General features: G+C 55.4%; 11 protein-coding genes. 7 read left to right on the top strand and 4 right to left on the bottom strand.

Annotated features, from left to right (window positions below):
• Nucleotides 1-17 precede the first annotated feature (17 nt).
• The 3 genes from NQZ67_RS19035 (at nt 18) to NQZ67_RS19025 (ending at nt 3,822) form a co-directional block, all read left to right on the top strand.
• The gene (locus tag NQZ67_RS19035) at nt 18-1,796 is read left to right on the top strand and encodes an HSP90 family protein (RefSeq protein ID WP_257449014.1); all 1,779 of its coding nucleotides are present in this window, start codon (nt 18-20) and stop codon (nt 1,794-1,796) included.
• Nucleotides 1,793-2,848, top strand: a complete 1,056-nt coding sequence (locus NQZ67_RS19030) for a hypothetical protein (protein ID WP_257449012.1) — start codon at nt 1,793-1,795, stop codon at nt 2,846-2,848. Before NQZ67_RS19035 ends, NQZ67_RS19030 begins: the two co-directional genes overlap by 4 nt.
• Nucleotides 2,849-2,940: 92 nt before the next feature.
• The gene (locus tag NQZ67_RS19025) at nt 2,941-3,822 is read left to right on the top strand and encodes a hypothetical protein (RefSeq protein ID WP_257449010.1); all 882 of its coding nucleotides are present in this window, start codon (nt 2,941-2,943) and stop codon (nt 3,820-3,822) included.
• Nucleotides 3,823-3,864: 42 nt separating this feature from the next.
• Here NQZ67_RS19025 and NQZ67_RS19020 read toward each other — a convergent pair whose 3' ends face one another.
• Entirely contained in the window at nt 3,865-4,623 is a 759-nt protein-coding gene (locus NQZ67_RS19020) for a DUF975 family protein (RefSeq protein WP_257449008.1), read from the bottom strand.
• Nucleotides 4,624-4,765: 142 nt separating this feature from the next.
• A complete protein-coding gene (locus NQZ67_RS19015) occupies nt 4,766-5,779 on the bottom strand; it encodes a zinc-dependent alcohol dehydrogenase family protein (RefSeq protein WP_257449006.1) in 1,014 nt (337 codons plus the stop codon).
• A gap of 116 nt (nt 5,780-5,895) precedes the next feature.
• Here NQZ67_RS19015 and NQZ67_RS19010 point away from each other — a divergent pair, with 116 nt between their 5' ends.
• Nucleotides 5,896-6,279 carry a winged helix-turn-helix transcriptional regulator gene (locus tag NQZ67_RS19010; RefSeq protein WP_257449005.1) on the top strand — a complete coding sequence of 128 codons (384 nt, stop codon included), beginning with the start codon at nt 5,896-5,898 and terminating at the stop codon, nt 6,277-6,279.
• Between the two features lie 77 nt (nt 6,280-6,356).
• Here the strand turns inward: NQZ67_RS19010 and NQZ67_RS19005 are convergent, their stop codons facing one another.
• On the bottom strand, nt 6,357-7,391 hold the full coding sequence (locus NQZ67_RS19005; RefSeq protein ID WP_257449003.1) for a LacI family DNA-binding transcriptional regulator: 1,035 nt from the start codon (nt 7,389-7,391) through the stop codon (nt 6,357-6,359).
• A gap of 162 nt (nt 7,392-7,553) precedes the next feature.
• Here NQZ67_RS19005 and uxaC point away from each other — a divergent pair, with 162 nt between their 5' ends.
• A complete protein-coding gene (uxaC, locus tag NQZ67_RS19000; protein ID WP_257449001.1) occupies nt 7,554-8,957 on the top strand; it encodes a glucuronate isomerase in 1,404 nt (467 codons plus the stop codon).
• 90 nt (nt 8,958-9,047) lie between these two features.
• Here uxaC and NQZ67_RS18995 read toward each other — a convergent pair whose 3' ends face one another.
• Nucleotides 9,048-11,354 carry a helix-turn-helix domain-containing protein gene (locus NQZ67_RS18995; RefSeq protein ID WP_257448999.1) on the bottom strand — a complete coding sequence of 769 codons (2,307 nt, stop codon included), beginning with the start codon at nt 11,352-11,354 and terminating at the stop codon, nt 9,048-9,050.
• 133 nt (nt 11,355-11,487) lie between these two features.
• On the opposite strand from NQZ67_RS18995, the gene NQZ67_RS18990 reads away from it, so the two are divergent.
• Both NQZ67_RS18990 and NQZ67_RS18985 read left to right on the top strand, forming a co-directional pair.
• Nucleotides 11,488-12,993: an extracellular solute-binding protein gene (locus tag NQZ67_RS18990; protein WP_257448997.1), complete on the top strand. Its 1,506-nt coding sequence runs from the start codon at nt 11,488-11,490 to the stop codon at nt 12,991-12,993.
• 213 nt (nt 12,994-13,206) lie between these two features.
• A complete protein-coding gene (locus NQZ67_RS18985; RefSeq protein WP_257448995.1) occupies nt 13,207-14,769 on the top strand; it encodes an extracellular solute-binding protein in 1,563 nt (520 codons plus the stop codon).
• Nucleotides 14,770-14,813: the final 44 nt, after the last annotated feature.

Below are 14,813 nucleotides of genomic sequence, written 5' to 3'. Positions count from 1 at the left end.
GCTGCAGGAGGTCGACTATGCAACCATTCAATTTCCAGGTCAATCTGAAGGGCATTATTGATTTGTTATCGAATCACCTCTATTCCGATCCCGGCGTCTTCGTACGGGAGCTGCTGCAGAACGGTGTAGACGCGATTACGGCACGAAAAAGGCTGGGGCAGGCCTTCGATGGGGAAGTGAAAGTCGAAGTGTTCTCGTCGCATTCCATATCGATTACCGACAACGGCTCCGGCTTGACGGAAGAGGAGATCGAGCAATTTCTGGCCAGAATCGGAAGCTCGACCAAGCGGGAGGAGCAGGATGCCGCGGATGATTATATCGGCCAGTTCGGCGTCGGGCTGCTTGCCTGCTTCGTCGTGAGCGAGGAAATTGCGCTGGTTACCCGTTCGGCGAAGGACGGACAAGCGTTGGAATGGCGCGGCAAGCCCGACGGCACTTATACGATCAAGAAGCTGGAGCGAGAGGTATCCGTCGGGACAACGGTTTACCTGAAGGCGAAGGCCGATTACGAGGAGTATTTCGAGTATTACCGTTTAAGCGGACTGATCGAGAAGTACGGACAATATTTGCCGATTCCCATACTCTTGATCGAAGACGGCTACGAGCAGACCATGACCGTGCCGACGCCGCCTTGGCGAATGTCCGGGGAGGAGGCGATGGCATTCGTAGAGGAAGCCGTCTACACCAAGCCACTCGATATTATCCCGCTTGAATCCCGGCTCGGAGGGGCGCGCGGCATCGCGTACGTGCTTCCATACGGCGTAAGCCTGCAGGATGAGAAACGGCATCGCGTCTATCTCAAGAACATGCTGTTATCCGACAAAATGACGAACATCCTGCCCCCTTGGGCGTTCTTCGTGAACGCGATCATCAACACGGATAGCTTGCGCCCAACGGCCTCCCGCGAAGCGTTCCAGGAAAACGAGCTGTTCTATACCGTTCGCGACGAGCTCGGGGAATGTATCAAGAGGTACCTCATCGAGCTGGCGGACAGCAATGCGGAATTGTTCGAGAGGATCGTCATGATCCATTACGCTTCGCTGAAGACGATGGCGGTAGAGGATGACGAGCTGTACGCGCTCTTCATCCGTCACTTCCGGTTCGAAACCTCTTACGGCGAGATGAAGCTGGCGGATATCGTCCGCGAGCATTCGTCCATCCTGGTCGCGGCTACGCTGGACGAGTTCAGGCAGGTGGCCCGAGTGGCGAAAGCGCAGAACCTAATGGTAGTCAACGGCGGGTACGTTCACGATCTCGATCTTATGCGGAATCTGCCGTCCGTCCTGGAGCAGGTTACGGTTCAGGTTCTGAACAGCCTGGAATTCGCGAGCCGGTTCGAGGAGCTGAGCGTCGTCGAGCAGAGGGAAGCGAGACCGTTCCTGGATTTGTCGGACGAGCTGCTTGGCGGATACGATTGCCGTTCGCTTATTCGGTGGTTCGAGCCTGCCGATATCCCCGTTCTATACAACACGAATCAGGATATGCACTTCTTCCGGATGGCCGAGGAGAGCGAGCGCGAAGCGAACGCCTTGTTCGCGGAGGTCGTCAGGACGATTCGGGACGACATGTACGAGAAGCCCCATGCCAGGCTGTGCTATAACTACAACAACCCTCTGGTTCGGAAGGCGATCGAATCGGGCGATGCGGAGCTGAAGAAAGCGAGCATCGAATTGTTTTATACGCAGGCGCTTCTGCTCGGCAATCACGTGCTCGGCGCCAAGGAGCTGGAGATGATGAACCGTTCTCTGCTGCGCTTTATGAATATGGGGTTCGATGCACCGGAGGTTAGGTCATGAAGCAGCGATTCGACGAGCTGAGGCGAAGCAGCTGGGGGATGTCCGACGCAAGACAGAAGCTGCTCGTGCTGGAGGAGATGATCGGCATCGCGGATCGCTGGCTGACGGAGGAGGATGCCTATCAAGTCCGCATCCAGTATATGTCCGCCGCGGTCGAAGCGGGAGCGAGGGAGAGATTGCTTGTTGCTTTCGCTTGGTGCCTCTCCAGGTTCGAGCGTTCGCCCGGCGATTTCTCCCAGCACAGTCTGATGTGGCACTACAAATGGGTTTTGAACGAGATTTGGCGGATGCCGGAGTTCAGTCTGGAGGTCATCGGCCGGGTATTCGAGGATTTTAGGCAAAAATGCCTGCAGTACGGCTACAGCCTCCGGCCTTATTACCAGCAGCAGGTTAATTTTATGCTGTCCCAGGGGATGGTGGAGAAAGCGAGGGAAGCCTACAAGCTGTGGCGGGCCGCGCCGCGAGACGGCATGGCGGACTGTCGGGCATGCGAGCAGAACCTGTTCGGCTCTTACCTGTTCCGAATTAACCATTTGAAAAGGGGCTTGCAGACGCTGAAGCCGATCCTCGACGGCAAGATGAGCTGTCAATCCATTCCTCAGAATACGTACAGCAAGGTCATCGTGCCGCTGCTGAAGCTGGGCGAACGCGAACAAGCCGCCGTCATCGCGAAGAAAGCGGACCGGGATGTCAAGGGACCGATGTTTCTGGAGGAGCATGGTACCTTCCTTGAGTATTACGCCGTAACGGATATGAAGAAAGCCGTGAAAATCTACAACGACACGATTCGGTACGGGCTGGCCAGCAAGGTCGGATGGGACAAATTCAACTATTTGCTGTCGGTGCGTCTGTTTCTCCGGGAATGGGGCAAGAAGAAGCGGAGGAAGAAGCTGGCGGAATCGGATTACGTGACGCTGGAGTGGCTGGACCGGGAAATCGCCGGACTGGCGGAGGCGTTCAATCGCCGCAACGGCAACTCGTATATGGATGAGTATATGAAGGACAAGGATAAGCATGCGAGAAGGCTTGTCGAGGCCTATCGGCCGGAGTAGCCTCCTCTGAAGATGTGTTTTTACGAATATCGTGTGCAATATTATTTTTTGGGACAGAATACCAATATTCGTTACATTCCCGGAGGGAAGGCATGAGCGCCAACACGTATTGGTTTCTGGGCCTAAGTCTTATAAGCGTCATTATTCTCATCGTCATGCTGGTCAAGAAAGACAAAACGACGATTTTCCTGATGCTGATGACGATGACGCAGATCGCGTATTTAATCGAAACGGTTATTTATATTTTTTTGGACGCGTACAGGTACTACCCTAAGATTATCTCGAGCGACGCTTTCTACGACAGCAACATGGGGGCTTTGACGTCCAATATGTTTATCGTGCCGACGTTGGCGACTGTTATAGGGGCGTTTCGTTTGCGCTGGCGGTGGATTCTCGTTTTTATCGCGCTGCTGGCTGTCGTGGAATGGCTGTTTCTTAACGCGCACGTCTATACCCACAATTGGTGGAAAACCGGCTATACGTCCACTGGGCTACTGGTGTACTTTCCCATTTCCCTGATCGTTTATAGAAGGCTGCTGCGACCGGCCTCCGGCTGGCTTCACCATTTGCTGCTCTTCTTATCGGTCGCGCCTATTATGGGAACGCTGCATATCATTCCGATCATGCTGTTTCTGAACCGTTCCTATCATCCCGGATGGTTCGCCGAACCCGGGAGAGAAACGACGGCTTTCTCCGCGATCTACTATGTTGCAAGTACCCTGTGTCTAATAGGAATCCTGATGCTGAAGTGGCGCCGGACATGGCCGAAATACGCGCTTCTCGCCGCTTTCTATTCCGGGGTGACGGTTGTCCTGCAATGGACGGGGCTTTTGAGCATTCATACCTGGTGGGATCCGATCTACTTTACGCTATTCCCTCTGGGGGCATATTTCGTGGCTTCGAGAATGAGCAAGCGTCTCAAGCAGGGAAGCCCCCATGCTTCGGGTCGTAAAAAAAGTCTGCCCGGCTCTTGATATTCAAGAGACAAGGCAGACTTTGTTGGTTTGGGGCCGCGATTAGTACATAGGAGGAGGCGGTGTCAAACGGAGCTCTTGCGCCGATGTCAGGTTGCTGGCGATCGCCTGATGGCGCAAGGCCATATACAGCTCCGCTTTGGTCTGATTAATATAAGGGAGGACGAACAGAACGCCGATGCCGCAAGCGAGGACGCCAAGCAGAATCCAACCTAGAAAACTCAGATCAAGCACGAACATTCGGAATTTGTGGCCGCGCGTCATTTGGTTGCTTAAGTCCACGGCGCGTCTTGTTCCTATGTTCGGATTATCCGCCAGAAGGTAAGGGACCATGGAGTACGCGTAGGCTTTGACGATGCCGGGAATGATGAGCAACAAATACCACAAGAAATTAAGAAGTCCTCTCCAGAACATGGCCTTCACGATATCCATGTAGCGGCTGCCGTTAAAGGCGTAGCCGAGATGGTTCAGGTTCGCTTCACGCTCGGAGGAACGTTTGAAATACTTGATGGAGCCGACTTCCAGCGGCGCGCCTACGAAGATGCGGAATGCCACAAAGCAGAGGATCACAATTAACAGAATGCCGAATGCCAACGCGAGAATAGGGGCCAGTACTCCCCAATCAAGCTCCATGCCTTGGACGCCTGACCCGGAGCCGGATGATCCGGTGTTAAAGTTAAAGCTCGGCGAGCTGACGCCTCCGCCTACGATGCCAAGTATGATGCTGACCAGAAAAGCCTTCCAGTAGGATGTCCGCAGCACATATTTGGCATTGCTTTTTAGTTCTTTTCTTTCCCACATGGCAATCCCACTCTCCTTGGATATTCTGAATTCTTCTACCAATTATATGGTACAAGAAGGGGTTCATGCTTGAATAATACGCTAAAAAGACCGGCTTCGTTCCATCCTTGGAACGGTAGCCGGCCTGCCATCCAATCTTTGCTTAGAACGCAATGGCGATTTTGCCGAAGTGCGAGCTTTCTTCCAGATGCTTGAGAGCAAGAACGGCATCGGAGAAAGGATAGATCCGGTCGACGACCGGCCGCATGCGGTTATGCGCAATGGCCGTGTTCATGTCCTCGAACATGGAACGGCTTCCGACGTTGATCGCCTGGAGACGCGCTCTTCGCAGAATGGCGGGGACGAGGTTCAAACCTTCTACGCTGAAGCCCGATAATACGCCGACAATGCTGATTTGACCGCCAACTCTTAGGGCAGCAATTGACTTGTTTAAGGTTGTGTTGCCTCCGAGATCCACGATGTGATCGGCGCCGCGTCCGTCCGTGTATTCGAGAACGGCTTGCTCCCAGTTTGGATTTTTTTTGTATTGAATGCCATAATCCGCCCCCAGCTCTTTGGCGCGCTCGAGCTTATCGTCGCTGCTGGAAGTGACAATGACGCGGGCGCCTTGCAGCTTGGCGAACTGCAGGGCGAAGAGGGAGACGCCTCCCGTCCCTTGGACGACGACGATATCGCCGGCTTTCACGCGTCCTTCTTCCACGATGGCGTGCCAAGCCGTCACTCCCGCGCAAGGGAGGCTTGCCGCCTCCGCATCACTTAAATGTTCGGGGACTCGTACCAGTCCTTCCTCTGAAAGCACGGCATACTCCGCAAGCATGCCGTCCAGCGGGCTGCCCAGCGTGGTGTCCCAGTTCCCCCTAGAGGGGTCGCCCGAAATCCAGCTTTGGGTGAAGATTCCGGCTACCCGCTCGCCAAGCCGAAACTTCGTTGCGTCCGGACCCAAAGCGACCACTTCGCCTACTCCATCGGAGACGGGAATAAGGGGCATGCGGAGATTCGGATCATAATAGCCTTTAATAACACCAAGATCTCGGGAATTAAGCGATGCTGCTTTCATTTTGATAAGCACTTCTTTCCTTCCCGGAGTAGGAATTTCCCGCTCGACCTGCGCTACATAATCGAGACCGAAGCCGCCTTGTATAACATATGCTTTCATTGTACATCTCTCCTTGCTATGGAATAGACATAGCATAAAAGATACTCTAAACTTTGGTAAGACGGCACTTTTGGGTGGGTTGCGAACCTGAAGGTGCGCAAGGGAGGAGTGGAAGCGTGAGAAAACCGGTCATATCGGTAGCAGCTTGCAGCTATTCGCATGTGCTTGAGATCGTCGCGAATAAATGGACGTCCCTCGTGATCTACGCGATGGAAGACGGGACGATCCGCTATGGGGAAATGATGAGGCGGATAGAAGGTATTTCGCAGAAAATGCTGACTCAAACCCTAAAGAAGTTAGAGAGAGACGGTTTGGTTCACCGGAATGTCATCCCTGCCGTTCCGCCGATCGTCGAATATTCGCTTACGCCGCTGGGAGAGTCGCTGCTGCCTAGCATGCGGATGCTGAAAGAATGGGCAAAGAACCATTACGCGGAAGTCGAAGAGTCGAGGGAGGCATACGATTCGCGGGAGCAGCTCCCAGCTTCGGTTGAAGGGTGAAACAACGGCGGAAGCCCCCGAATCGGCCATGTACCGGAAGGTCCCTCGACCGCACATCCCTTTATATAGCCGCTCATCTAGGAAGAAGCCTTCTCTCCGCCGCCTGGCATGTCCGGGCGGTTTTTGCTATTGCAAGACTGTCTCTCTTCGATGCAAGCGTCCAGCATGACCGTGCGACGAACGGGCTCGTCGCTGGACATAATATTGACGAGCGTGGCGGCGATTTGCCGACCGTACAGCTCGAGAGGCACGCCGACCGCGGTGACCGGCACGTCCAGCTCGGCGAGCTGGGGGACGTTGTCGTAGCCGATAAGCGAGAGGTCGCGTGGCACGTCCAGGCCGCCGTCCTGCACCGCGCGGAGAAGGCCGGCCGTCAGGTCGAAGGTGCCCGTGATAACGGCGCTCGGCAGCTCTCGCTGCAGCAACGACCTTCCTGCTTCGAAGCCATGTCTCCATGTATTGCCATGCGAATCGAGCACGATAGCGGAGGCGGGGGACAAGCCGCATTCGAAGGCGCCTTCCATGAAGCCGGCGACCTTCTCCTGCTGTTTGTTGTCCGAATCGCGGTTATCGCCGACATAGGCGATACGAGTATGGCCAAGCGCGGTCAAGTAGCGGACCGCCTCCTTGATCGCTTCCTTGCGCTTGGCATCGACCAAGGCGAATCGGGAGCCGGTCATATGCGACGCGCCGATCGATAGCACGGGAATATCGGTAGGGACAACATCCTCATGCCGGTCTTCCGGCGCGATGTCCTCGAAGACGACGATTCCGTCCATCTGCAGCCGCTGGAAGAGAGCGGCTGCGGGAGAAGGAGCCAGCGTTGAGAGAATGACGTCGTAGCCTCGTTCCGCAAGCTCGTCGTTAATGCGGCCGACCAAAGCGGACAGCGCGACGCGTTCGAGCGACGGCAGAATGACGCCGACCGTCTTGCTGCGCCGGGACACCAGGCTTTTGGCTGCAATATTGGGCTGGTACCCGAGCTGCTCGGCGAGCTCAGCGATTCGCCGCTTCGTATCCGGCTTGACCAGCGGGCTGTCGTTCAGAGCCTTGGACACGGTCGAATAGCTGACGCCGGCCAGCCGCGCGATATCTTTGATCGTCACATTCATTGTAGGTTGCTCCCGTCTTCGAATAACAAACGTTTTCCATAAAAAAATTGAGGTATTCTTAAAATAGCATTGATATAGGCGGAATTTCAACATATGATAGAGTTATACGTAAAATAACAACGTTGTTATTTTCTAATTTCTGCGAGAGGCGGATGATCCTGCATGGCTGCATTTATGGATGACGATTTTTTGTTGGCAGGCGAAACGGCGAAGACGCTGTACCACGACTACGCGAAAGACATGCCCATTATCGACTACCACTGCCACTTGAGCCCGAAGGAAATTTACGAGAACAAGACGTATCAAAACCTGACGGAGGTATGGCTGTATGGCGACCATTATAAATGGCGTCTCATGCGGGCGAACGGAGTGGAGGAGTCCCATGTGACGGGCGAAGCCAGCGACTACGACAAGTTTCTGGCATTCGCCAAAACCATGCAGGTCGCGATCGGCAGCCCGGTGTTCCAATGGTCCCATCTGGAGCTGAGAAGGTACTTCGGCGTGCAAGAAGTCATCAACGAGGCGAATGCTCCGATCATATGGGAGAAAGTAAATGCCCAGCTAACGGGGCAGGGCTTCGGCGCGCGGGACTTCATCGTGAAATCGAACGTGAAGGTCGTATGCACGACGGACGATCCGGTCGATTCGCTCGAATATCATATGAAGCTTCGCGAGGATAAGGAGTTCCCCGTGAAGGTGCTGCCGTCGTTCCGTCCGGACAAAGGTCTGGAGATCAACCGCAAAGGCTTCGGCGAATGGATCCAGGCGCTTGCGGGCGTTACGGGCTCTCCGGTCACGACGTACGACCAGCTGCTTGCCGCGCTTGAGTCGAGAGTCGAGTTCTTCCATTCCGTCGGCGGCCGGGTATCCGACCATGCGCTGGACTTCGTGCCGTACGCCGAGACAACGAAGGAAGAGGCTTCAGCTATCTTCGCGAAGGCGATTGCGGGAGAGAACGTCAGCCTGGAGGAAGAGACGAAATACAAGACTTATACGCTTGTTTTCCTTGGCAAGCTGTACGCGGAACGCGGCTGGGTGATGCAGTATCATATGAACGCCGCCCGCAATAACAATGCGAGAATGTTCGCGAAGCTGGGGCCGGACACCGGCTTCGACGCCATGAACGACCAGCAGATCGCGCTGCCGCTCGCGCGCCTGCTCGATGCGATGGACCGGGAGAATACGCTGCCGAAGACGATTCTCTATTCGCTCAATCCGACGCATAACGCCGTCATCGGCACGCTGATCGGCTGCTTCCAAGGCGGAGGCGTAGCGGGCAAAATGCAGTTCGGCTCGGCATGGTGGTTCAACGATACGAGAGAGGGCATGATCGCGCAGATGAAGTCTCTTGCCGACGCGGGGCTGCTCAGCCAATTCGTGGGCATGCTGACGGATTCCCGCAGCTTCCTGTCATATACGCGCCATGAATATTTCCGCAGAATTCTATGCAATTTGATCGGCGAGTGGGTGGAGAACGGCGAAGTGCCGAACGACACGGAGCTGCTGGGCGACATCGTGCGTAACATTTCTTACAACAACGCGGAGTCGTATTTCCCGTTCGAGTAGTCGTTAGCAGCTGCACCATATGTGGCAAAAAAGAAGGAGGCGTCCACCGGACGTCTCCTTCTTTTCGGGGGAAAGCGCGGTCAGCCTGGCTTACCCCGTCTGCTTATCGCGATACTGGCCCGGCGTCATGCCCTCCAGCTTGCGGAAGGAGCGAATGAAGTTTTGCGGGTTGTTGTACTGCAGCCTCGCCGCGATATCCTTGATCGACATGTCGGTCTCCGACAGCCAGCGCTTGGCCATCATGAACCGGTACGTCGTCAAATATTCGCTGAACGACAGGTTCGTCTCCTTGCGGAAGACGCTGCTTAGGTAGTTGGCGTTATAATGCAGCCGCGAAGCGCACTCCTCCAGCGTCAAGTCGGTATCGTAGTGACGGTGGATAAGGTCGATGATCTTCTCCGAGATGTTGTGGTACTGCTCGTTCTGGCGGTCGCGGAAGATGCTCGCAAGCGGACCGACAAGCTTCAGCCAGAACCACTCCTCGATCTCGTGCGCGATCTGCAGCTCGAAGAGCTCCTCATATAGCGATTCGTTCGTCTCGTGGATGCGGCTCATGCCGATGCCGGACTCCTGGACCGCGATAATCAGGTTGTTCAGCAGCCTCGCCAGCGGGATCTGATAATCCTGGGGCGACATCGCCGCCGAGAATATCGATTGAAGCAGCTGCTTCAGCAGCTCGCGCGCCTTGTCCTGCTCGGCCAGCTTGATCGCGTCGAGCAAGTCGGCCTCCGTCTGGTTCGGATAGTTAAGCAGAAGGAAGTGCTGGCCGGAATTCAGCTTCTCGTACTGCATGATGATGCCCACTCCGAGCTTGATCCGGTGCTTCAACGCTTCGAGCCCTTCCCGGTACGCGAGCGGCAAGTAGTCGAGCGACTGGAATGGGAGCGAAATGCCGATGCTCACCTGCAGCTGCAAGTATTGCTGGATGCTGCGCTGCAGCTGCTCGGTCAGCGCGTACACGTAATCCGTGAACGGCTTCGCCTCGTTGTCCGCGCCGCCGATCAAGGCGACCAGCGTCTGGTCGATCGTGACCGGCATGAGCCGCGAGCCCGGATCGACAAGCTCCTCCATAACGTTCTGGACGGCGAACAGCAGCAGATCCAGATCGTTCCGGCCGAAGCGCTCTTTGTCCAGCGCGTCGATCTGAAGCGTGATGACCGCCATCGACCGCCAGGATGGAAGCTGCTTGCCGTATCCGAATTGCTCCAGCTTGCCCGCCAGCTCGCTTGGCTTCGTCTGCCCCTGATACGCTTTGATCAGGGAGAAGGCGCGAACTTGCTGCAAGTGCTGGCTGACTTCCTTCTCCAGCTTGGAGTTGGACTGGAACAAGTGCTGGACCTGCTCGCCGATCAGCTGGAATTCATTGGCCGGCTTGCTGTGCTGTTCTTCCGGCAGCCGTTCCTTCATCAGCGCCAAGAGCTTCTGAATCGGGGAATACATGCGGCGCGAGCCGATCCAGGCGGCCAGCATCGAGAGAGCGAGCATCAACAAGCACACATAAAGGGTATAAATCCCGATTTTGCGAGATTCCTGACGCAGGTCGTCGACCGATACGGCGGACAGATACTTCCAGCCGTTGAAGCCGGACGCATGGACGCTGACGGAATATTCGCGGGAGCCGGATTTCGCCGTGAAGGGTCCGGCATAAGCCGTCAGCTTGGCCTCGTCAATAAGGCCGCTCTGCTGCACGGGGCTGCCGATCAGCTCTTCGTTCGGATGGAGCAAGATTCGGTTCCTCTCGTCGATAATCATCATGTCGGCGAACGCTTCCTGCTCGTATTGCAGAAATTCGCTGAGCGTGCATGTTGGAATATTAGCGATCGCCAGCGCATACTTTTCCAGTCCCGTGGTCGGCAGCTTCTTCACGAGCGAGATCGTGTACGGGCAGCCGACGTTGCCCGCGCTTTCTTCGCTATAGAACCATTTGGTCGGGTTCAGCATCCACACCGTATCTTCGGGCTGCGCCAGAAGGCCGGCCAGCTGCTCCTTGTATTCGTATTCGTCGAACCGGTAGAGCCCCGAGTTTTTGATCATCCAATTTTGTTCGACATTGACGAGCACGACGTCCTCGACGCGAGTGTCGAACGATTGCATGTGGCGGAGTTCCATGCTAAGGTCATTATAAGTGCTGAAATCGTTTACAGTCAGCGGCTGCTCCATCGCCTTGCGCATAACGGTGGAATTGATCACCTGATTTAGCGTATGGTTGACAGTTGTAAGAATTTGCTCTACATTGGCACTAGTCTGCATAAGCAGCTGCATCTTGCCGTTGTTCACCCTGCTTTCGATCTCGCTCGATGAGGTCATATAGGCGAATACGCCGATGAAGATGACGGGGAGCGTCGCGAGAAGGAAGCCGAAGATCGTCAGCTTGTACAGAAAACTAAGTGAGCGCACTCGAATGATCACCTCGCAGCCATAGATAGCTCTATCATAGCCTGAGAACCGTGAACTAGGAAATAATCATCTTCTCAGCGCATAATCATCGTCTCATATAACGGCAAAATATCAAGCGTGCGGGGGGAAATGCATGAACCGACGAGTAAGCGCTTTAATCATGACGGCAGCGCTCTTGGCGCTGACCGTACTGCTGTCCGGATGCAGCCTGGGGGCCAAGGACGGGCACGCGGCCGATGCATCCAAGGAGAAGACCACGATTTCGATTATGGCACCGCTGCACTTCCCGCATCCCCCGCATGAGGACGTCGTGCAGGAGATCGAAAGCAAGACGGAAGTCGAGCTGGAGATCGTGTGGGTGCCGAACGAAATTTATACGGACAAGATGAATACGTCTTTGACGACCAATTCGATGAAGAAAGTGACGTTCGTCAAAAATACGGATTACATCTTCCTCAAAACGTCGATACGGTCCGGCGCCTTCTGGGAAATCGGTCCCTACTTGCAGGAGTATCCGAACCTGAAGCACTTGGATGAGGATATCCTGCGGCAGGCCGCGGTCGAAGGCAAAATTTACGGGCTCTATACGGAGAGGCCGTCTTCGCGTCAGGGGTTGATTATCCGGAAGGACTGGCTGGAAGCCCTGAACATGAAGGAGCCGGGCACGATCGAGGAGCTGTACGAGGTGCTGCGGCGCTTCACGACGGATGATCCGGACGGCAACGGGCAGCAGGACACGATCGGCTTGACGGACCGCAACGATCTGATCTACGGCGCGTTCAAGACGCTTAGCTCGTATTTCGGCACGCCGAACAATTGGGGCGTGGAGGAAGGACGGCTCGTGCCGGAATTCGAGACGCAGCCTTATATCGACACGATGAATTTCATGAAGAAGCTGTACGACGAAGGGTTAGTTAATCAGGACTTCGCCGTGACGAGCAAGCAGATGCAGCGGGATCTGCTTATCCGCGGCAAAGCGGGCGTCTATATCGGCAGCATGACGGACGTGCAGCGTTTGTCAGACGAAGCGCGGAAGGTGAACCCGAACGCCGAGTTTACGCTGGTGAATCGGATCGAAGGACCAAGCGGCTACAAGGTCTGGTCGATTCCGAATTTCAACGGTCTTTATTTGTTTTCCAAGAAAGCGATACCTACGGAGGAAGAGCTGCGGCGCATTCTGCAGTTCTTCGATTCGACGATGGAGGAGGACGTGGCGAATTTGATGCGTTACGGCTTCGAAGGCCGTCATCATCGGATTGCGAACGGGAAGGTCGTGCTGCCGGAGGAGCTGTCGCCGGCGAGGGTGGCGGAGGTGAACGCGCTTCACGCGCTCATGATCGCCGATCTCAGCAATCCGAACATGATGCAGGTAGCCGAGGGAGAGCCGCTCATGGAGGTTGCGGAGCGACTCAGCCAGGATAACGAGAAGTTTATCGTCAAGGACCCGACCGCGAACCTCGAATCGCCGACGTATGACGAGAAGGGCGTCTCGCTGTACAAGATCATCTCCGACGCGACCTTCAATTACATTCTCGGCCATATGGACGAAGCCCGGTTCAAGGAACAGGTCCAGCGGTGGAGACAGAGCGGAGGCAACGCCATCGTCCAGGAGTATTCGGACGCGTATTTCAACCAATAGGAAGAAAATTAGCGAAAACCGTCATGCCGGCAGGCAAGACGGTTTTTTTGTGCGTCTGGCCGTGTCAGCAGAACAGAACATAATCATCTTCTCAGACAGCCCGCGGCAGGGGAGGAATCTACTCCCGTGATTGTTTCCGTACCGGGGATGCCGGTTATATGCTGAAAGCGTAATCACCAAGCAACTCAAAACGACATGGAGGGGTTTGCCAAGATGAAAAAGAAGAAATCGATGCTTATGCTCCTGAGCGCTATGATGATCGTCACGCTAGGGCTTAGCGCCTGCTCGGGAAATAACGGGGGCAACAACGAACCGTCGCCTGCCGCCAGCAACGCCGGCGCAAGCGAGAAGCCTTCGGAGGCTCCGCCGGAAGAGGAGGAGCCGACGGAAATTACGATCATGCTGCCTCTGAACATCGCGGAGACGCCGCCGGATACGATTAAGACCGAGCTCGAGAAGCTGACGAACACGAAGCTGACGTATCAATTCTTCCCGGCGGATACTTATGAAGAGAAGCTGAACGCTTCGTTCGCGACCGGCGCGCTGCCGCAGGTCACGTACCTCAAAAACCAAGCGACGTTCATCCGATTCAAGGAAGCGATCCGCGACAATCAGTTCTGGGAAATCGGTCCTTATCTTGGCGAATTTGAAAACTTGAGCAAGATGAAAGAATCGATCCTGAACAACACCAAGGTAGACGGCAAGCTGTATTCGCTGTACATCGGCCGTCCGCTGGCGAGACAAGGCCTGATCTATCGGAAGGACTGGGCGGATAATCTCGGCCTCTCCGCGCCTCAAACGACCGAGGACCTGTTCGCGATGGCGAAGGCGTTCACCGAGGACGATCCGGACAAAGACGGCAACGACAACACAGTCGGCTTGGCCGACCGTAACGATCTGATCTACGGCGCGTTCAAGACGCTGTCCTCGTTCTTCGGCACGCCGAACAACTTCGGCGTCAAGGACGGCCAAATATTGCCGGAATTCATGTTCCCTGAATACATCGAGACCATGGATTACATGAAGAGCCTGCGCGATGCCGGCTACATGAACCAAGACTTCGCGGCAACGAGCAAGACGGACCAGGTCAACCTGTTCCAGAGCGGCGAGGCGGGTCTGTACATCGGCTCCATGCAGGACGTCAACAGCCTCTATAACAACCTGGTGAAGAACGTTCCTACCGCTGAGGTAGCGACGCATAACAAAATCGTGAAGCCGGGCGGCACATTCGGCATCTGGGCGATCCCGGGCTACAACAACGTCGTGCTGTTCCCGAAATCCGCAATTAAGGACGAGGCGGAGCTGAAGAAGATTCTCGCGTTCTTCGACAAGATGATGACGCCGGAAGTCGCCAATCTGATGTACTGGGGAATCGAAGGCACGCACTATAGCGTAGTCGAAGGCCAAGCGAAGGCATCCGACGACTCGGACAAGGTCGAGCGCGAAGTCAAAGGATATAAGGACAGCGTAATCGGCGAGCCGGAAACGAACGGTCAATTACAAGGCTTCCACGATCTTCAAGCGCGAATCGACGCGGAGAAGTTCATCATCGAGAACGAAGCCGCGGCGATTCATGATCCGACGGCGCCGCTGGACTCCGTAACATTCACGGAGCAAGGCCAAGAGCTTCAGAAGATCATTACGGATGCCACGTACCAATACATGTACGGCCAGCTGGACAAAGCGGGCTTCGAGAAAGCGGTCGAGACGTGGAAAGAGCGCGGCGGCCAGAAGATCATCGACGAATTTACGGCGGCGTATAACGCGAGCAAATAATCGGTTCGGAAAAGGGGCTGCCCATTCGATGCGGCGGCCCCTTC

It is taken from the genome of Paenibacillus soyae (assembly GCF_024623455.1).
In the GTDB taxonomy this organism is placed as follows: domain Bacteria; phylum Bacillota; class Bacilli; order Paenibacillales; family Paenibacillaceae; genus Pristimantibacillus; species Pristimantibacillus soyae.
The sequence above is the reverse complement of the archived record's forward strand: the minus strand, read 5'-3'. Positions and strand labels throughout refer to the sequence as shown.